General features: G+C 49.3%; 15 protein-coding genes. 7 read left to right on the forward strand and 8 right to left on the reverse strand.

Annotated features, from left to right (window positions below):
- Positions 1–63 precede the first annotated feature (63 nt).
- Complete coding sequence (locus ACZZ0G_RS04415) at positions 64–918, forward strand: DUF2971 domain-containing protein (protein ID WP_463555419.1); 855 nt, start codon at positions 64–66, stop codon at positions 916–918.
- Positions 919–1,025: 107 nt separating this feature from the next.
- Here the strand turns inward: ACZZ0G_RS04415 and ACZZ0G_RS04420 are convergent, their stop codons facing one another.
- From ACZZ0G_RS04420 to ACZZ0G_RS04430, 3 genes are read right to left on the reverse strand one after another with little or no spacing between them, the layout of a single operon-like run.
- Positions 1,026–2,849 carry a response regulator receiver domain gene (locus ACZZ0G_RS04420; protein ID WP_463555420.1) on the reverse strand — a complete coding sequence of 608 codons (1,824 nt, stop codon included), beginning with the start codon at positions 2,847–2,849 and terminating at the stop codon, positions 1,026–1,028.
- Entirely contained in the window at positions 2,842–5,814 is a 2,973-nt protein-coding gene (locus tag ACZZ0G_RS04425; RefSeq protein ID WP_463555421.1) for an ATP-binding protein, read from the reverse strand. Before ACZZ0G_RS04425 ends, ACZZ0G_RS04420 begins: the two co-directional genes overlap by 8 nt.
- 6 nt (positions 5,815–5,820) lie before the next feature.
- Entirely contained in the window at positions 5,821–6,975 is a 1,155-nt protein-coding gene (locus ACZZ0G_RS04430) for a DNA cytosine methyltransferase (RefSeq protein ID WP_463555422.1), read from the reverse strand.
- A 594-nt stretch (positions 6,976–7,569) separates the two neighbouring features.
- On the opposite strand from ACZZ0G_RS04430, the gene ACZZ0G_RS04435 reads away from it, so the two are divergent.
- The 3 genes from ACZZ0G_RS04435 to ACZZ0G_RS04445 all read left to right on the forward strand — a co-directional run bounded on the left by ACZZ0G_RS04435 (position 7,570) and on the right by ACZZ0G_RS04445 (position 10,081).
- Positions 7,570–8,103, forward strand: a complete 534-nt coding sequence (locus tag ACZZ0G_RS04435; RefSeq protein ID WP_463555423.1) for a BRO-N domain-containing protein — start codon at positions 7,570–7,572, stop codon at positions 8,101–8,103.
- 116 nt (positions 8,104–8,219) lie between these two features.
- Positions 8,220–8,945 (forward strand): HNH endonuclease, encoded by a 726-nt coding sequence (locus ACZZ0G_RS04440; RefSeq protein ID WP_463555424.1) that lies wholly within the window; start codon positions 8,220–8,222, stop codon positions 8,943–8,945.
- Positions 8,946–9,094: 149 nt separating this feature from the next.
- Entirely contained in the window at positions 9,095–10,081 is a 987-nt protein-coding gene (locus ACZZ0G_RS04445) for a hypothetical protein (protein ID WP_463555425.1), read from the forward strand.
- Positions 10,082–10,084: 3 nt separating this feature from the next.
- Here ACZZ0G_RS04445 and ACZZ0G_RS04450 read toward each other — a convergent pair whose 3' ends face one another.
- From ACZZ0G_RS04450 to ACZZ0G_RS04465, 4 genes are all read right to left on the reverse strand, one after another.
- Positions 10,085–11,275: a hypothetical protein gene (locus ACZZ0G_RS04450; protein ID WP_463555426.1), complete on the reverse strand. Its 1,191-nt coding sequence runs from the start codon at positions 11,273–11,275 to the stop codon at positions 10,085–10,087.
- An 86-nt stretch (positions 11,276–11,361) separates the two neighbouring features.
- A complete protein-coding gene (locus tag ACZZ0G_RS04455) occupies positions 11,362–12,081 on the reverse strand; it encodes a DUF6933 domain-containing protein (RefSeq protein ID WP_463555427.1) in 720 nt (239 codons plus the stop codon).
- Between the two features lie 94 nt (positions 12,082–12,175).
- Complete coding sequence (locus ACZZ0G_RS04460; protein WP_463555428.1) at positions 12,176–13,321, reverse strand: hypothetical protein; 1,146 nt, start codon at positions 13,319–13,321, stop codon at positions 12,176–12,178.
- Between the two features lie 97 nt (positions 13,322–13,418).
- Positions 13,419–14,105 (reverse strand): DUF6933 domain-containing protein, encoded by a 687-nt coding sequence (locus ACZZ0G_RS04465; RefSeq protein ID WP_463555429.1) that lies wholly within the window; start codon positions 14,103–14,105, stop codon positions 13,419–13,421.
- On the opposite strand from ACZZ0G_RS04465, the gene ACZZ0G_RS04470 reads away from it, so the two are divergent.
- Entirely contained in the window at positions 14,052–14,189 is a 138-nt protein-coding gene (locus tag ACZZ0G_RS04470) for a hypothetical protein (RefSeq protein WP_463558919.1), read from the forward strand. The two genes, ACZZ0G_RS04465 and ACZZ0G_RS04470, sit on opposite strands and share 54 nt — an antisense overlap.
- On the opposite strand, the gene ACZZ0G_RS04475 is transcribed toward ACZZ0G_RS04470, so the two are convergent.
- Positions 14,182–14,997, reverse strand: coding sequence for a sulfite exporter TauE/SafE family protein (locus tag ACZZ0G_RS04475; RefSeq protein ID WP_463555430.1), 816 nt, complete (start codon positions 14,995–14,997; stop codon positions 14,182–14,184). The two genes, ACZZ0G_RS04470 and ACZZ0G_RS04475, sit on opposite strands and share 8 nt — an antisense overlap.
- 113 nt (positions 14,998–15,110) lie before the next feature.
- On the opposite strand from ACZZ0G_RS04475, the gene ACZZ0G_RS04480 reads away from it, so the two are divergent.
- Both ACZZ0G_RS04480 and ACZZ0G_RS04485 read left to right on the forward strand, forming a co-directional pair.
- Entirely contained in the window at positions 15,111–15,878 is a 768-nt protein-coding gene (locus ACZZ0G_RS04480) for an AraC family transcriptional regulator (RefSeq protein WP_463555431.1), read from the forward strand.
- A 93-nt stretch (positions 15,879–15,971) separates the two neighbouring features.
- Positions 15,972–16,289, forward strand: a complete 318-nt coding sequence (locus ACZZ0G_RS04485; protein ID WP_242208248.1) for a helix-turn-helix domain-containing protein — start codon at positions 15,972–15,974, stop codon at positions 16,287–16,289.
- Positions 16,290–16,291 lie beyond the last annotated feature (2 nt).

The raw sequence follows: 16,291 nt of genomic DNA on the forward strand, positions 1-16,291 counted from the left end.
TGAATATATTCAGGGTTTTTTTTGCCCAAAAAAAATTTTTAATAATATGGCTAGAGTATTTCGATGCTTAGTTACAAATATCGTGCGATAAACAAATATTCACTAGAAACCCTCGAAAACGACACCGTGTATTTTTCTCAATACACCGATTTTAACGATCCATTCGAGCTTTCCACGCCATTCCCCAATTTAGCGAGAATGTATAGTAGGGCATCCGAGCAATTAGACATCCTGCACAAAAAAGGATTTTTTAGTGCAGCTAATTATTATGAGTTAAAAAACATATGCGAAAGAATAGTAAAAAATGGAAATCCTGAGCTAGATAAAACACACAAGACAATTAGGGAGAAAATGGCTAAAACGGGGATCTACAGCCTCAGCAAAGTCAATAATGAAATATTGATGTGGAGTCATTATGCGGATAACCACAGAGGATTCTGTATCGGTTTCGAAAACTTGCATTTAAACACCGCTCCACAGGTGAAACAGCTCCCTGTAAACTACAAGACAACATTCACCGACCTAAGCGACCCTACTATAATCATTAACTATTACGTAAATGTATTTCACAATTTCGTTCATCTCCCCGATAAAGCATGGAACGCTAAAAGAGAAAAGCTAGCGAAAACTGTAAAACACATTGATGACCAACGCGGGGGGATTTCTGTTCTTACTGACAAATATGAAAAATGGGCATACGAACAGGAAATAAGGCTCATTGACGAAAGAAACTTCGGTTTAAAACAATTTAATCCTAGGTGCATGAAATCCATAACATTTGGTTTAAGGACCAATCAACAAGAAATTAATAACATTATAGATATTTGCAAAAAAAACAAAAAAGAACACATCAAGTTCTTTAAAGCGGAAAAGCATGATGAAAAATTCGAGCTAAAAATTGTAGCGCTTGACATATAGCAACAGACCCGACAAATATAAATCGGTTTTTTTGCACGACTTTTTATTCCACCACTGCACTTGGAAAACCAAAAGGGTCGCCAACTGACAACCCTTTTATAGACGAATTACTCCTCAACCACCTCGGGACGAACAAAGTCCAATCCAACTCGAGACAAATGACTTCCAAGCCTGTGAAGTAAATGTAATGCATATTCATAGCGGACATGAGCTACCACTTTTGCCTCATGTTCGGAAAACTCTAAACTCCCTTGATTATCCGCACTCCTTGCCACCCCAAAAACATTCGAGTGCTCCAGAAATCTCCCCTGATTTTTAGCATAAAATTGCTGCCACCTTAACGTTGGTGTAATTGATTGCTCAGAACCAGGATCCGTTGAAAACGTGAATGCCACTGGTTCTTCACCTTCAATACTGAGGAACAGGTGATTTCCACGAGTTGCATTCTCTAAAGCCTTATCAGACTTTGGCATTGGAATTAACTGGGCAGCTTTAAAAGCTTTCCAATTACCCAAGTGCCCATTAATAGAACAATCTCCACGTGGCTCCAGATCACAAGCGGGAGTCAAACAAATCCAATACTCTTCCCCAACAACAAAAACATGCCCGGTAAATAAATGATAACCCTCGACAGGCTTACTACAAACAAAATTATTAACATGAAGTGCAATTTTACCAACACTCGATAAAACAACAGGATCACTGTATCGAGAAGATTCCACGCTATTATCCGTCAAGTAGCGCCCAAGCTGTTCCGCAAACTTCAACACACCCGGCTCTACTTTACCACCCAAGCTTTCCCAGTGCCTTGCGATGTTCCGCCTAACACTTGTACGAAGTTCAAACGGTTGTCGATCAAAAATATCTTTCAACCAAGCTGCTTGCAGATAAGGATTCTTTAAAACCTCCTTTTCAACAATGATACCGCGCTTGCTTATTTCACCTCGCATACGAGACAAAATCAATCTGTGAGGGGAGGGATCCCAGGCCTCTATCGCTGTAATCAAACAATTCGCGAACTCACTTGGTGCCACCACAGATTTCTTTATAACAGTGATAAACAAACTATCTACTCGAATCCAGTTAACAACTGTGCCGTCATCAACAGTATTTTCGCCTGCCTCAACCAAACCATAGTCGGATTCAGACATCTCCTTCTTAAGCAACTTAACCTTCTCACCCAGCACATACTTCAGCATGTCAAGCCGGTTAAACTTAGCTTCACACCTGTTTAAAATACTGCAAAAAAGACTAAAGTCCTCATTTATCTCAAAACCCTTAAGATTTTCACCCCCCAACGCGAAGGCCTTGATCAAGCTTAATCCATCGATACTATTAACAAGCTCTTTTACTATGTTCGGCTCAACAGCCTCCCAATCTAAAACAACACCACTTAAAAATTTATTATCGAACACGGGAAATGACTTTTCATACATCGAAAAGCAGGAAAGCGCCAAACCAATTTCTCTTACGGTATCTGCAATATCATTATTGGTGTAGACAATTACCAAATTGAAATGCTCATTACTAGAAAGCTTACGTAGCAAGCTGATTGCCCGTTCGCCGCCTTCATTATCTCCATTCAAATGGTAATCCAGCACCAACAAATCGGTGTGATCAAAATGCGTAGCACTTCGGACCTCGCCATCGATGGTTATGTTACGTCCATCATGAACATCGACTATCCAAGGGTATGGCGTGCGACTTCTACAGAAACCAATTATATCTTTAGCTCTTTCTGCGTGAGGCTTTTTCAACGCAGCCTCATTATCCGAAAGAAATTCATCAAGCGTTGGAAATTCGTCATCTACGACGACAGCGCTTCTTATAGGGACGATAAACGCCTCGTTAATCAAGTCCCGATAGCTGAAAGCCGCTGCATTCACGGCATCTTCCATTGCTTGTGAAATCATAACAGCGCCCTCAGTCATATTTAGCACCTCGAAACTTAATTACAAAATTTGCACCAGACAACAAAGACTCAGCCTTCGATGCATAATTAATAACATGCCCACTTGCTGCCAAGTTGGCGCGACACAAATAAAGTCCGACTCCTCGGCCACCGCGCACTTTCCGAGTAAAAAAAATCTGAAACAAATATCCCACATCATCCAGTTCGACGCCTGGCCCATTATCTGAAACAAAAACGCCACTTTCATTTACATCGAGCAGTATCTGTTTTTCAAATACGTTCGAACGGGATACCCAGTAAGCAGAATTATTTATCAAATTAATAAATACAGGATAAATTCGCGCTGGCTGATCGATAATAGAGAATCTTAAAAACTCTGGAGTAGCTATTAACGCAATATCTTTTGAAACCAGCCCGTCACCAAAGAACCCCTGTACGTACTCGAGTATCATTAAACCAGTTATACGGACACGAGTTTTAGGGCCAGAAAGCTTTAATGGTGAAAGAAACCTTAGTCGCTCAACCAAAGCCTCGTATCCATCACGCACTCCACAATACAAATCGGAGTTTTTCACGTCCTCTGGAAATTTTCGCAAATTGCTTGAAACCGCTTGCTCAAGCCCCTCAATTTCATGACCGATAATTTCAACAGTTATCCCGAGCTGAGCGAGGCCATGCAACCTATCTACCTCCTCTCTTAACTCCTCAGCTATAGCTTCGCTATTTTGCGCTAACGCTGCAAGATCAATACTTTCTTTCAGGCTATTGAGGGCAGACACATAAGACTCAAATAGCCCGGAATTTTCCAAGTCTTGAATGTCACGCTCCTCATCCAACTGACGGGTAGCTTCACGTAAACTTAATAAGCCAGCATCCACATCGTCGAGCAATGGAAGCATCTTTAAATGATAAGCTTTGTTTCTTTCTTCCTGAAGCACTTGCAAACGCTCCTGCTCAGAACTGAGCAGCCCCTTGCCTTCTTGTACCCACCCTCGAATTCTTCTATGTAGAAAAGCCGCATTCGCGCTTAGCTCGGAATAAACGATATCCCTTGCTGATTTTGGCTTTATTATTTCAAGTGCAATTCCCAGCCGATCTTCCATCAAGTCAAGCATCTCTTTGATACGCCTTGACTTTCCACGATAAGAATTATAGCGCTCCTCTAAACTTCCCAAATTTCTGGGTACATCTGATATCGCCATCTCCTTTAGCTTCCGCTTGGCGTCATGCAATTTACTGCGAAAGCCAACTACAACCTTTTCTTCATCCAGAACTGTATTGGCGACATCTTCAGATAAGTCATCTACTTCACTGGAAAACTCTAACTGTATCGGTTCGAGTTTTTCGAGCTTTGAATTAAAGGCTCTTCTACTTTTTAATTTTTGTTTATTTCTCGCAGCGTCCTCTTTCTGCTTTTTATAGGCTGCGATACGATCAGGAATAATGCTATCACGTAAATCTGAATCGGTTCCAAAGTGCTGCTTTGCAGTGACCCTAAGCACGTGAACAACCAAATCTCTGAAAACCTTTGCTGCCTTATTGTCAATTAATCCTTCTCGACCAGCCTTATCTCTAAGATTTGGATTTTTTTCTTTTTTCAAGGCGACACGTCCGAAGAGTCGCCTCAGTGACCAAAACTCTCGGCCAGCGTGAGACGATCGACGCTTTTCTATTTGAAAAAAATCACTACCCTCGCGACCATAAGGCATAACTCGCAAACCATTACGATAGACCATGAAACCTGCATAGCTTTCAGATTTAGATTCAAAGCTTCTATAGGCCTCCTCACTATGAGAAGTCGAGTCTAATCTCTGTTCATAAGTACCAATTCGGAGATAAAATTCACCGACCAACGTGTCCCGCCGGCTTGGCATATCAACTGCCGGAGGAATTACAATCTCCTCATCCATCCAGTTACCAAACGCTTTTACTTTCCCCTTAAACACGCCATCGCCGTCAAACTTCCCATCAAGCACATGTTCGAGTTCATATAACCAATCAAGATCAAACGGGGGGGCATCATCTATAATTACTCTTAACTGCCTGTTACCCCTAGCTGTCGCCTTGCAAGAAAACCCTTCAACCCCGTAACCTAGCTCACGCTCAGAGTCAGTCAGAAAAGGGTCTGCTAAGTTTGATAGGGTCTGAAAAAGCTGAGCTCTAGCTTGTCGCGCGGTCGCGTCTAACTCAGTTTCCGACTCAGGGCGTGGAAGTTGGGCTAATAGATCAAATTGCAGATCAGAGATCGCTAAGATAGTTCCCTGATCTTTATCACCTTTCCACAAAGGCCACTCAGAAAAATGTCGCTCTTCGTAAGTGGTACTAATGACTGTTTCCTGTATTAACGACTGAGTTGTCACTAATTTTCCGTCGGACAACTCCAGAGAGCTAAAATCAATCCAAGCCTTAGCAACTCGCCGAGAACGCTCAGTATTATCGGGGGCTAGTCCTACATTGGAAAGTAGTCGCTGATATAATTCCGGAAGCAGGGTAAACAACTCGTTCTTTTCGAAAAACTCAACAACTGGAATTTCTATATCCATTAAAAAAAGGTAAGGATTCTCAAAAAGCCGCCAGTCAATCAGAGATGCAACAAATTGATGATTCCGCCTTTTAGAGACTATAAGAAGAAGAGACCCTAGATTAGCAGATGATAAACGGCCTATTCCTTTTTGCCCCTGCTTCACTCTAACCCGTAATCCATCCCGATCCTCCACGGGAGTAATCGACTCCCCCATCTTAGATTCGGTGCCAACCACAAGCCAACGACTAGTAAACTCCTCCCTACTCATTCCATGACCGTCATCTACGATTACAGCGATTGCAGGTTCGCCATCATAAATATGTAGACCTACATTTCGAGCATAAGCATCGTATGCGTTTTTCCACAACTCTGAAATTGCGGTTGGGCAATCAGCTATCTGTTCGCGGCCTAAATGGTCAATTGTCCTAGCGCGCGTTTGAAACGCAATCGATTCAATCATCTTGTTTTATATTCCTTCACAATATACAAGAGAATCAGAAATAGCTTTCAATAATGCCTCACCAAGAAGAACTGGTACTGCATTACCTATTTGTACACCTGCTGCGATCAACCCGCCTTTAAATATAAAATCCTCAGGAAATGTTTGGAATCTAGCTGCATGCCTGAGAGTGATGCCATGAGGTTCTGTTGGGTGGACAAATCTACCCTTTGAAGGGTTAATACACGCGGTGGTCATAGTCGGACCTGGTTCGCTGGGGTCTATCCGACCATACACATCCGTGTGGCCGTCATGCTTACCGTGACAAGGCAAAATACGCCCAGAATCTTTACGACTACCACCATTTATAGGCGTTTTTTTAAAAACATCAATCAACTCTTGCGAATGATTCATGTGGCGATTATTTTCATCTACCGAAGATAATGGCTTTGAGAAAACCGTCGATGCCGGAGACCAAGGAAGTAAATCAGCATTAGCCGAACAAGCTTTTGCATCACCGTGCGTTGGCTGAGGAGGCCAAACTATATCTAACTTTATGTCCTTTCTTACACCAAGAACAAATACACGTTTTCGACGCTGGGGCACACCGTAATCCCTAGCATCAATCACAATTGGCTTATGAAGCTGGTACCCGGCTTTCTTCCCCTGCCGATAAAGCGCATCAAGAAATGGTTTGTGTCTGGGCCACAATAACCCCGGTACATTTTCCATAAGAAAGACTTTTGCCTGCAGATGTTTGACGTATTCAAAATAACGCAACAAAAGTTTATTTCGAGGGTCATCTACACCAGCATCTTTTATTCTATGAACCGAAAAACCCTGACAAGGAGGCCCACCCAACAAAATATCGCATCCTTTACCGTCAGAAAAGTGATTAGCCTTAAGAACGTCAGGGCTTAGCGAAAGCAAATTCTTTTCATAAAGAGTCGGCTTACCTAATTTTAAACTATTATGGGCATATGTTTCACAGGCTTTAGAGTTCAACTCGACGGCAGCAACTATATTAATACCGACATTATTAGCCGCAAGTGAAAAACCACCGGCCCCTGCAAATAGATCAACACCTATCAGCTCCCTATTTCTAACCGACACATTTAAACTTTTAACTACAGGAGCAGATAGACTTTCGAAAGAGCCGGTTTTAAACATAGTATGATTCATAGCTGTAAACGACTACTTAATAATAATGAGGTTTAGGAAAATCAACCAACGCCTTGACCGTCTTTTTAATGATCATTTCGCCCGCCCTCTCTCTAAAACCACATGTAGCAAAATTTTCTAAGTCTCTCACGGCAGAAGGGGCGTTTCTACTGAAATACCCACCAACGGTTTTTTTTCTACCTTTGGCGATACCGAGCAGCCCTGCACTCCCTCCGGTGGGGCTGAAAAAAGACGCCCACCCCCAAGATTTCTTGACTTGACCCATCTCGACTGGAGCAATAACCTTGCTCTCCCGGCGCCTAAGAAACGCCTCAAGTAGCGGCCTGACCGCTCCCGAAAGATGCGGCTTTTTTGTGCCTATGGATTTCTCGTGGACGCAAAACACCTCTGCTATGTCGGGAGTGGGCTAATACAAGACCCGTAAGGGGAATATGTCCGGCCTTCTACTTGGGGTTTCTTAACTCCCGGCGCCTTAGCCCTAAGAAAGCTATCAAGTAGAGGTAATGGATATGCCTAAGACTTTTCCCTTCTTATTGAAGGAAATCACCTACAGCTTCACTGCTGAAATTCCGCCTCCGCATCAGGAGGTAGATCATGTCTGATTCACACAATCCCACACTCTTCACCCGCCACAACCTCTCTCTCCACGCCCTCCTCCTCGAAAACCAGCCATGGTTCTGCGCTCGCGATATCGGTCGCTTAATGGGTGTCCATCTGAGCGAACGCATGGTCAACAAACTGGACAAGGATCAGCGTCGCGTTTTGTGGATTGAGTATTTCCGGCAACCCGAAAAACAGCTGATGCTCAGCGAATCCGGTGTGTACGCGTTATTGGTGTATCACTACGTTCCAGGGAATCGATTGTTGCGTGAGTGGCTGACTCATCAGGTGGTGCCAGCCCTGCGTGATGCGGAACACTCGGGACATTCAGAACGGCCGATGTTGAGTTTGTTGAATTGGCCGGAGATGTCTCTGAGCCTGTTGCATTGGCAGAATGAAGGATGGATTCGGTTGCGGGATATGCCCTATTTGTTGAGCGATCAAATACCGCGAAATGCTACCCCGGCGAAGCCTTGGTGGCGGAGGGTCGCTCAGGCGTTTCAGTCGTCGAAGCATTCGATGGGGTAAGCGATACGTTTGTAGGATCACATGCGAGATCCGTCGCTATTTTTTGTAAGAATTTTCGTAGACAGCAGTAATGGCCACTCAGTATCGTCCGAGGGTTTTCAACCCTCGGCGATCTTATGGACATCGAAAAAGAAAAGACTGATTGGAGCGACGAAGAGCTAGAAGCAGCGGTCGATGGTTACCTCAAGATGCTCGCGCTTGAAAGAAGTGGTCAAAGGCTGAACAAGGCGCACGAGAACCGGTTGCTGCGCGAAGGCGTGTTGAAAAATCGCAGTAGAGGTTCTATTGAGTTCCGCATGCGTAACATCTCCACCGAACTCAGTGATTTGTGTCTGCCATATATCATCGGTTACCTACCTGCCAAACATCTGGGTGCTGGAGTAGCACAGCGTGTTCGCGCTGCGATGATTGCAAAGGGTGCTTTCGATCCAGACGACTACTCACCAACGGCTGACGACCAAGCCCTAAATGCCAAGGTTTCAAGGCTGGAGCAACGTGAGCTGGTTGGTACCCCACGCGGTATCGAGAAACCGCAACGGACAGTCGGCACAACAACATCATTTTCACGCGATCCGTTGACCAAGCTCTGGGTTTTGAAAAACGCCAACGCTGTTTGCGAAGGGTGCGGGCTAGACGCCCCTTTCAAGCTTCCAAATGGTTTGCACTTTCTCGAAGTACACCATGTTCAGCACCTTGCCAATGATGGCCCAGACTGGACAACCAATGCCGTGGCCCTATGCCCGAATTGCCATCGTCGTTGTCACTATTCAAGCGACAAGGATGAGTTCACCGAGTCGCTTTATGAAAAAGTGAAACGCCTAAAACGTTATTTGATGAGCTGATTTAAGTTAGTGGCGAAGGAGCTTTCTCCTCTCGCCACATAAAATTGGCAAGCTTCAAGTTCGATCACCCATCCTGAAAACAATCAGTGCAACCCGCGCCGCCTCCCGCTATTAATACCCCTCCCCCACTCAAGGACCCGAGCCGCACCATGAAATTCGATCTCGCCTACTGCCTCAGCCTCGACGACAAGTTGTCGATCTATGATGTTCGCGATCTCAATTTCGATGAGACGGTGGCGTTCGATTCCGCGAAGGAACACTTCCAGTGCCCCAACGATGCTTGTCGTTCGGCGTTCGAGGCTTCCAACGAGTTGGGTACGTTCAACGCCAAGAACGTGAATTATGTGCGCACGCCGCACTTCAAGAATCTGCCCACTACGCAGCATGTGGCGGGTTGTCCGTATGTGAGTTTGAAGGCGTCGGCGTCTGGCATTGAGACGGCGGATGGTGAGGTGGATGACGGGCGTGAGGAACACTTCCCCTCAGAGTTGTTGCTGACCCGGCGTGAGTATGTGCGCAAGCCTGTCGCGCCAGCGGGGACGGCGGATGTGTTGCGCGATGATCCGGTTCGGGTGGCGGCGGACAGTGGTAAAGAGTCGGCGAGTCGTGAGTCTGCGCCGGACAAGACCAGTGTGTTTGCGCATCCGGTGGAGTGTTTTGTTTCGAACTTCGCGGACAAGGAGTTGCTTAAGCGGATGCCGTTGAAGGTCGGCGAGCATTCGGCGCCGTACAGTTCGTTCTTCAAGAAGATCGAGTATCTGACGGACAACAAGGGGCTGATTTACTGGGGGCGGATCAAGAAGATCGAGGACTTCCACAGTGCTAGTTTTCGTATCGATTTCGAGGATAAGGTCTGGTTCAAGAAGCCCGAGGACAGTAAGAAGAAGCCGTATCCGGTCAGCGTTTATCTGAATAAGAAGTTGATCGACAACTACCGCAAGCGCAAGGCGTTTCTGGAAGAGATCAAGCACGCGGTGGATAGCGACAAGGCGTTGTTCTGTTTCTTCTATGGGGTGACGCCGGAGTTGAAGCAGGTGCCTGGCAAGAAGAACCCCGAACAGCCTTTCGAGGTCTTCAATGCCAATATCGAGAACCTGGATCACTTCATTATTCGTGAAGCGCCGGGCCTGGAGTGACGGTTAGCCCTGGGGCAATTGCAGGTTGGCGGCGCCGGGGTGTTGTTTGACGAGTGAGTACGGCAGGATCGACCAGTCGGGGCTATCGCAGGAGCGTTGTACGCGAGCGAAGTAGGCGCCGAGGTACAAGCCCTTCTCGGTGAAGTACCAAGGTGAAGTGCCCCAGATGCTCTCATCCTGGAAGTTGCAGTCATCATCTCCCCTCCGTTTCTTCATTTCTGTGGGGTAGAGGGCGGTGAATTGCTTGATCACCCAAGGTACCAACTCTTTGCTTACATACCGATAACGCTCGTCACTTTCGGTCTCGCTCAGAGGTTTGTCGCCCAGGCTGTCGCGCTCGGCATGCAAAATCGGCGTGCCCTTACCTACCCAAAAGACATCTTCGAGTGACAATGGGTGGCCGGTTTTTACATCAATGTTGAGGGGTGAATCGCCGAAGTCGGGATGCGCGCCGCCGCAGTAATAGCTGGTTGAGATGTTCAGGCTGACCACGGCTGGCGAGATCATTTTCGGTTCTGCCTGTTGCATGAAATCGACGTTTTCGCCGCCCTGCAACTGGCAGCTGTGGTAACTGATGACTTCATTCCAGAGGCGTCCGAGCAACTGCTGGTTAACACGTTGCTGATCATCTTTCGACAATCCGGACTCCACGCTAAACAGCGAAATTTTTGTCTCAGGCTCGGTCCACCATTGCAGGTCGTAGCCCATGAAGTTTTCTTTCTTCGCTGGTTTGAGCTTGAGTCCCTGCAGGCGCAAATACTCGTAAGGCTCGCCGTATGGCAGTGCGGCAATGAAAGGTAAAGTTGCTGAGGTGGGCGCGGTAAGTCTGGCCTCGGTGAGTTTCACCGGCAGCTTTTTGCCCTGCGGACTTTGCCATTCGCCCTGCCAGCCGCTGCCGGTTTCTTCCAGCTTCAAGGTCGGCAGCGGCTTGTCGTCACCGTAGCGGTTATTGCCTTCGACGAGGTTCAACGTGCTGTCTTGTAGCGAGCCGCTGAGGGCTAGGTCACGGTGATATTTCTCGTAGAAATAACGCCCAGTCACTTCATCCGGCTGTGTGGTGTTGAGTTCAACAACAATCGCCGTCTTGCCCAATGTGCCGGTAAATACGCGCCGGCCATCTTCGGCATGGGCAGTGGAAATCAGTGTGAACAGCGCCGCGGCATATGGTGCCAGGCGCATCAGTCCCTTGAGCATGAATCAATCCTTGAAGGAGTCGGAGGTCGCGTCGGCACACAGGCGCCGACGCTGAAAAATACGCTGCGGATTATGGCCTGCGCCGCTCAACTATTCGAGTTTTCTTGCTCGTACTTTTTAAGCCAGGCTTCGTGCTCCAACGCCGCAATTTTCCGAGCCATTTGTTGGCGACGTTCCTTGGCAGCATGAAGCTGGACGTCATCAAGAAAGCAGTAATGACGCAGCCAGTGAAGCGCCATTTCCTCATCCGGAAAGTAGTAAGACTTGGCGCCCTTGCTGTTCCTCGGTGTGTCATTCATTTGCTCGTCAAATACCATCGCTGTGATGTCATCCGGTGGCAAAGACCCCGTATGGGCGACCTTGTCCTGGAACATCCATGCAATCTCATCAATGTGTTTTTGCGCGCTGCGATGACTACGCCGATAAAACCGTTGATGCTCACAAGTCTGTTTCAGCCGCGCCAACATCAACCCAGGGTTGAACCACTGCCCGAGGTCATGATGATGTGCGTTGATCACTATCCCCTTGACCCAACGATCCACAAATCGATCAACAAAGTCTTCTGTGTCAGCCTTTTTCGCATCAGCGAAAATCAGGCAATAACGGGTCTGGACGTGAATGACCAGCAACACATGCTTGCGTTGTACCGTTATCGCGTGCACCAGCCACTGCTCGTCAGCGCCGTTCGACTCATCATCTTCAATGATTGCGGACGGCGGATTAGTGTCCACCGGTGTGATCTTTTTGCCCTTGTGGACACGGCTGAAGAATTTGCTGGCGGCTTCGGTGCAGTTAAAGATCAGCATGCTCGGCCCTATGTGATTTCTACAGAAAGGAAACATATTCTTGCGAACACGCTGACTGATTCCAACCCCCTTCGGCGCACGAATCCAGCTTTATTCAGGGCAGTTGCAATGGAACGCCGCCGGGGTGTTGTTTGATCAGGTCATAGGGCAGAACGCCCCACCCGACGTATCCGCACACCGCTGCGACATGTGCGTATGAGGGAACGAAGGTGATGCCTTTTTCCCCGAAGTACCAGGACGGATATTTCCATGGTTCTTGCTCATCGTACCCGCAGTCGTTTTCGCCTTCTGCAATCACAGTCATTTCTTTTGAATAAAGCTTCAACAACTGTGCGACGAGCCAAGGTGCGAATTCTTTGGAGCGGTAGTTGAAGTATTCATCGGAGGATGCGTTAGAGGAGCTTTCAAATCCCTCCAGATAATGAAACGGCTTGCCCTGCCCCACCCACAAAACATCCTCAAGGGTCAGCAACTTCCCTGTTTGCGCATCAAAGTTGAGCGATTCATTGTTTTGATCCGGATAGGCACCGCCACAATAATATTCGGTAGAAATACGCGCACTCATCATCGAAGACGACAACCATAGCGGCTGACTGGATTGCGAATAACTCCCCGCGCAGTCGAAATGCGAAGTCACCTCGCCCCACAAGCGTGCCATTAAATATTGATTGATGCGCTCCCGCGCTTGCGGCGAATAACCCGATACCACTTCAAACAGCGAAGCCCCCGACTTCGCTTCGCTCCACCATTGCACCGTGTAGCCCATGAAGGTTTCGGTTTTGCCTTTTACAAGTTGCAGACCCTGAAGCCGTAGGTACTCGTACGGGTTGTTGTCATGCAGTTCGGTGAAATACGGCAAGGCACCGGCGGGAACATCAGGGAGCGTGGCGGGCTGTAATTCGACCTTCAGGATCTTCCCGTCCGGGTTGCTCCATTCGCCGCTCCAGCCGTTGAGTTTCGGCTGCAAGCGCAGAGTCGGGCGCGAATCGCCGTCCATCGCTGGGCCTTCGACCATCACCAGTGCGTCGTCCTCTCTACTGATGTCCAGCGCCAGGTCTTTGCGGTACTTTTTGTAGAAGTAACGCCCCTCGCTGTAGCGGGTGTCGATTTCCACAACGATTGCGGCTTTGCCTAGGGTGCCGGTGTACACCTGCTTGTTGTCGTCGGCCCATATCCGGGTTGAGAGCACTAAACCGACGAGCAGCAAAATGCCGGAGATTCGAACCAGTCCGCGATACATCTTTCATCCTTGAGTGACTGGGCATTTGCCCGGAAGAGAACGTTGCGAATTATGGCCAGAGCAACCCGGGCATGCGAGGCCCGCAGTACCTTTCAGGCTATTGCAGCTCACTCTGAAATGCCTCGATCTCCCGCTCTGCCTGTTTGCGTCGCTCCAGCGCGGCCTGAATGCCAGACTCATCGACAGCGCAATATTGGCGCAACCAGTGGGCGATCATTTCTTCATCTGGCCTGAAGTAATCCTTGCGCCCTTTGCTGTTTCTGAGTCGACTGTTCATCTGCGCATCGAACCCGATAGCCGCACGTTCGCCCTGCGGTAAACAGCCCCACTCGGCAGCGCAATCCTGGAAAAACCAGGCGATTTGCTCAATGTGCTTTTGTGCACCGCGATGGCTACGACGATAGAACCGATGTTCTGCGCAGGCTTCTTCAAAACGATCCGATAGAATTCCCGCGTCAGCCCATTGCATGAAGTCATGATTGATCGCGTCGCGTAGCAAGCCTTCGCGCCAACGTTCGATAAATCCAGCGACAAACCCTTCAGCATCGGCTTTTTTGGCATCGGCGAGGATCATGCAATAACGGGTTTGCACATGGATGACGAGCAACACGTGTTTGCGTTGCACGGTGATCGCGTGCACGAGCCACTGCTCGTTGGAGCTGCCCGGATCATCATCTTCGATCACTGCGGTCGGGGGTTTAGCGTCCACCGGAGTGATCAATTTGCCTTTATGAACACGACTGAAAAACTTACTGGCGGCTTCGGTGCAATTGAAGATCAACATCCTGGTTCTCTGGTCATTGCTGGAGGACAGCGTTGGTTATCAATTTTGATTTCTTCTGCTGCCGCCTGGCAATGGTTCATTTAAGCGAAATGCACAGCAGCACAATAATCAGCAAACCAATATAGACCCAGGCATGCACCCGATCTGGTATCCGTCCAATCCACGGCGCAGACAAGCGAATCCCGATGAGCGAGCCAACCGTCAGCACCGCAAACGCCAGCAGATCCACATACCCGACAAACCATGCGCCCAGGTCAGCCTGACTGAACCCGGCCAGCGCCATGTACGTCAGCGTCCCGGCCAATGCGACCGGCACACTCAGCGGATTGGCCATGGACGTCGCTTGCGACATGCTCAGTCCACAACGACGCAACAACGGCACGGTCATGACGCTGCCTCCTACACCGAGAAACGTCGCGATAGCGCCGATGCCTACACCGCCTGCGGAAGTTTCCGTAGCGCCAAGTCGGCGTGGGATGACCTCTGCGTTCTGAGTGAGGAAGCCGCGCCTCAGCAGGCAATCGCCAATGGTCACGCCGAGGTAGCCGATGAACGCATAGCGAATCACGTCGCCGCTGACCCACACCGCCGCTATTGCACCCACGATTGCACCCACGCCGATGAACCCACCCAACGGCCACAGGTAATCACGGATGAGATTGCCGGCGCGGCGGTGTTTGTCGGTGGCGATCAGGGCGTTGACGATCATTACGCAGGTCGAAGTGGCGACGGCGATGTGCATCGCTGACTGGCCGATCGGGTCGTCGGCGCCGTGGCTGGCGGTGAGCATGCGATACAGCAGCGGCACCACGACGAAGCCGCCGCCGAAGCCGAACAGGACGGCGGTGATGCCGGTGAGGCAACCGAAGAAAGTCAGCAGTAAATAGAACATGTCGAAGCGTCCGTGGTGGGAGAGCGGTCGACGATAGAGCGGCAGCGCTTGGCCTGCTTCAGCAAGTCAGCCAATAATGTTTGCGTTTACGCCAACCACCGGAAAACGTCTGAATGCGCAATGTTTCGATCAATCTGCTGGATGACACGCCGCGCGTGGTGGTGGCGATCGGTACGGATTATTCCCACGGTCACTTACTGCCTTTTCACACGCATCGCCGGGCGCAGTTGTTGTACGGCGCGACCGGGGTGATGCAGGTCAGCACCCACGACGGCAACTGGGTGGTGCCGCCGCAGCGGGCGGTGTGGATTCCGCCGGGGGTGGCGCATGAGGTATTGATGCTTGGGGTCAGCACTCGCAGCTTGTACATCGAACCCGGTGCGGTGGATTTGGGTGAACGTTGCCAGGTGATCAGTGTGTCGCCGTTGATGCGGCATTTGTTGATGGAAGCGGTGGAATCGCCGCTGGCCTATGACTTGGGCGGACGCGACGGCGTGTTGATCGATCTCTTGTTGCATGAACTGACGCGAAGTGCGCCGCTGCCGTTGCACATTCCGCTGCCGACTGACGGAAAACTCCTGTCTCTGTGTCAGAACTTTCTGCATCAGCCGTACGCCCATCAATCACCACAGCAGTGGGCCGATCAATTGCACATAAGCTTGCGCACCTTCAACAGGCTTTTCCATCAGCAGACCGGGCTGAGTTTCAGGCAATGGCGGCAGCAAGCTTGCGTGGTCCTGGCGCTGGCACGTTTGGCCTCAGGTGAAGCGGTGACGCGCATCGCGCTGGATTTCGGTTATGAAAGTCCGGCGGCGTTCTCGACGATGTTCCGGCGGATCCTTGGTCAGGCACCGTCCGTCTGGTTGGAGGCGGCAAATTAGGGCAAATCAAAAAATGCGTTTGATCCCGGCCGAAAACAACTGTACAAAAACACAGTACATTTTCAATCAGCACTCTTGAGCCCGGAGCACACCATGGCCTCTCTTGCGATGAACCACATCCTCGAACGCATTGCCCTTTTCCAGTTCACCCCGACGCACAGCGTCCAGGCCCGAGCGATGCTGGGCTGGAGCGTGGAACAGCTATCGCGGGAAGCTGAAGTTTCGGTTGAAGACATTCAACGGTTTGAAGCGCAGCAGGATGTCGCGGATGCCGCGCGACTGGCGTTGGCTTACCGGTTCGAGGCGCAGGGGCTGGTGTTCTTTCCCGGGTTTGCACCGGGGCGTAGTGCGAGTGTTCAGGGCGTGTCGTCGGAAGCGATGGGGCGTGGGGATTTTGCGATGGCTGAGTAAGG

The organism is Pseudomonas sp. AC169, from assembly GCF_979258515.1.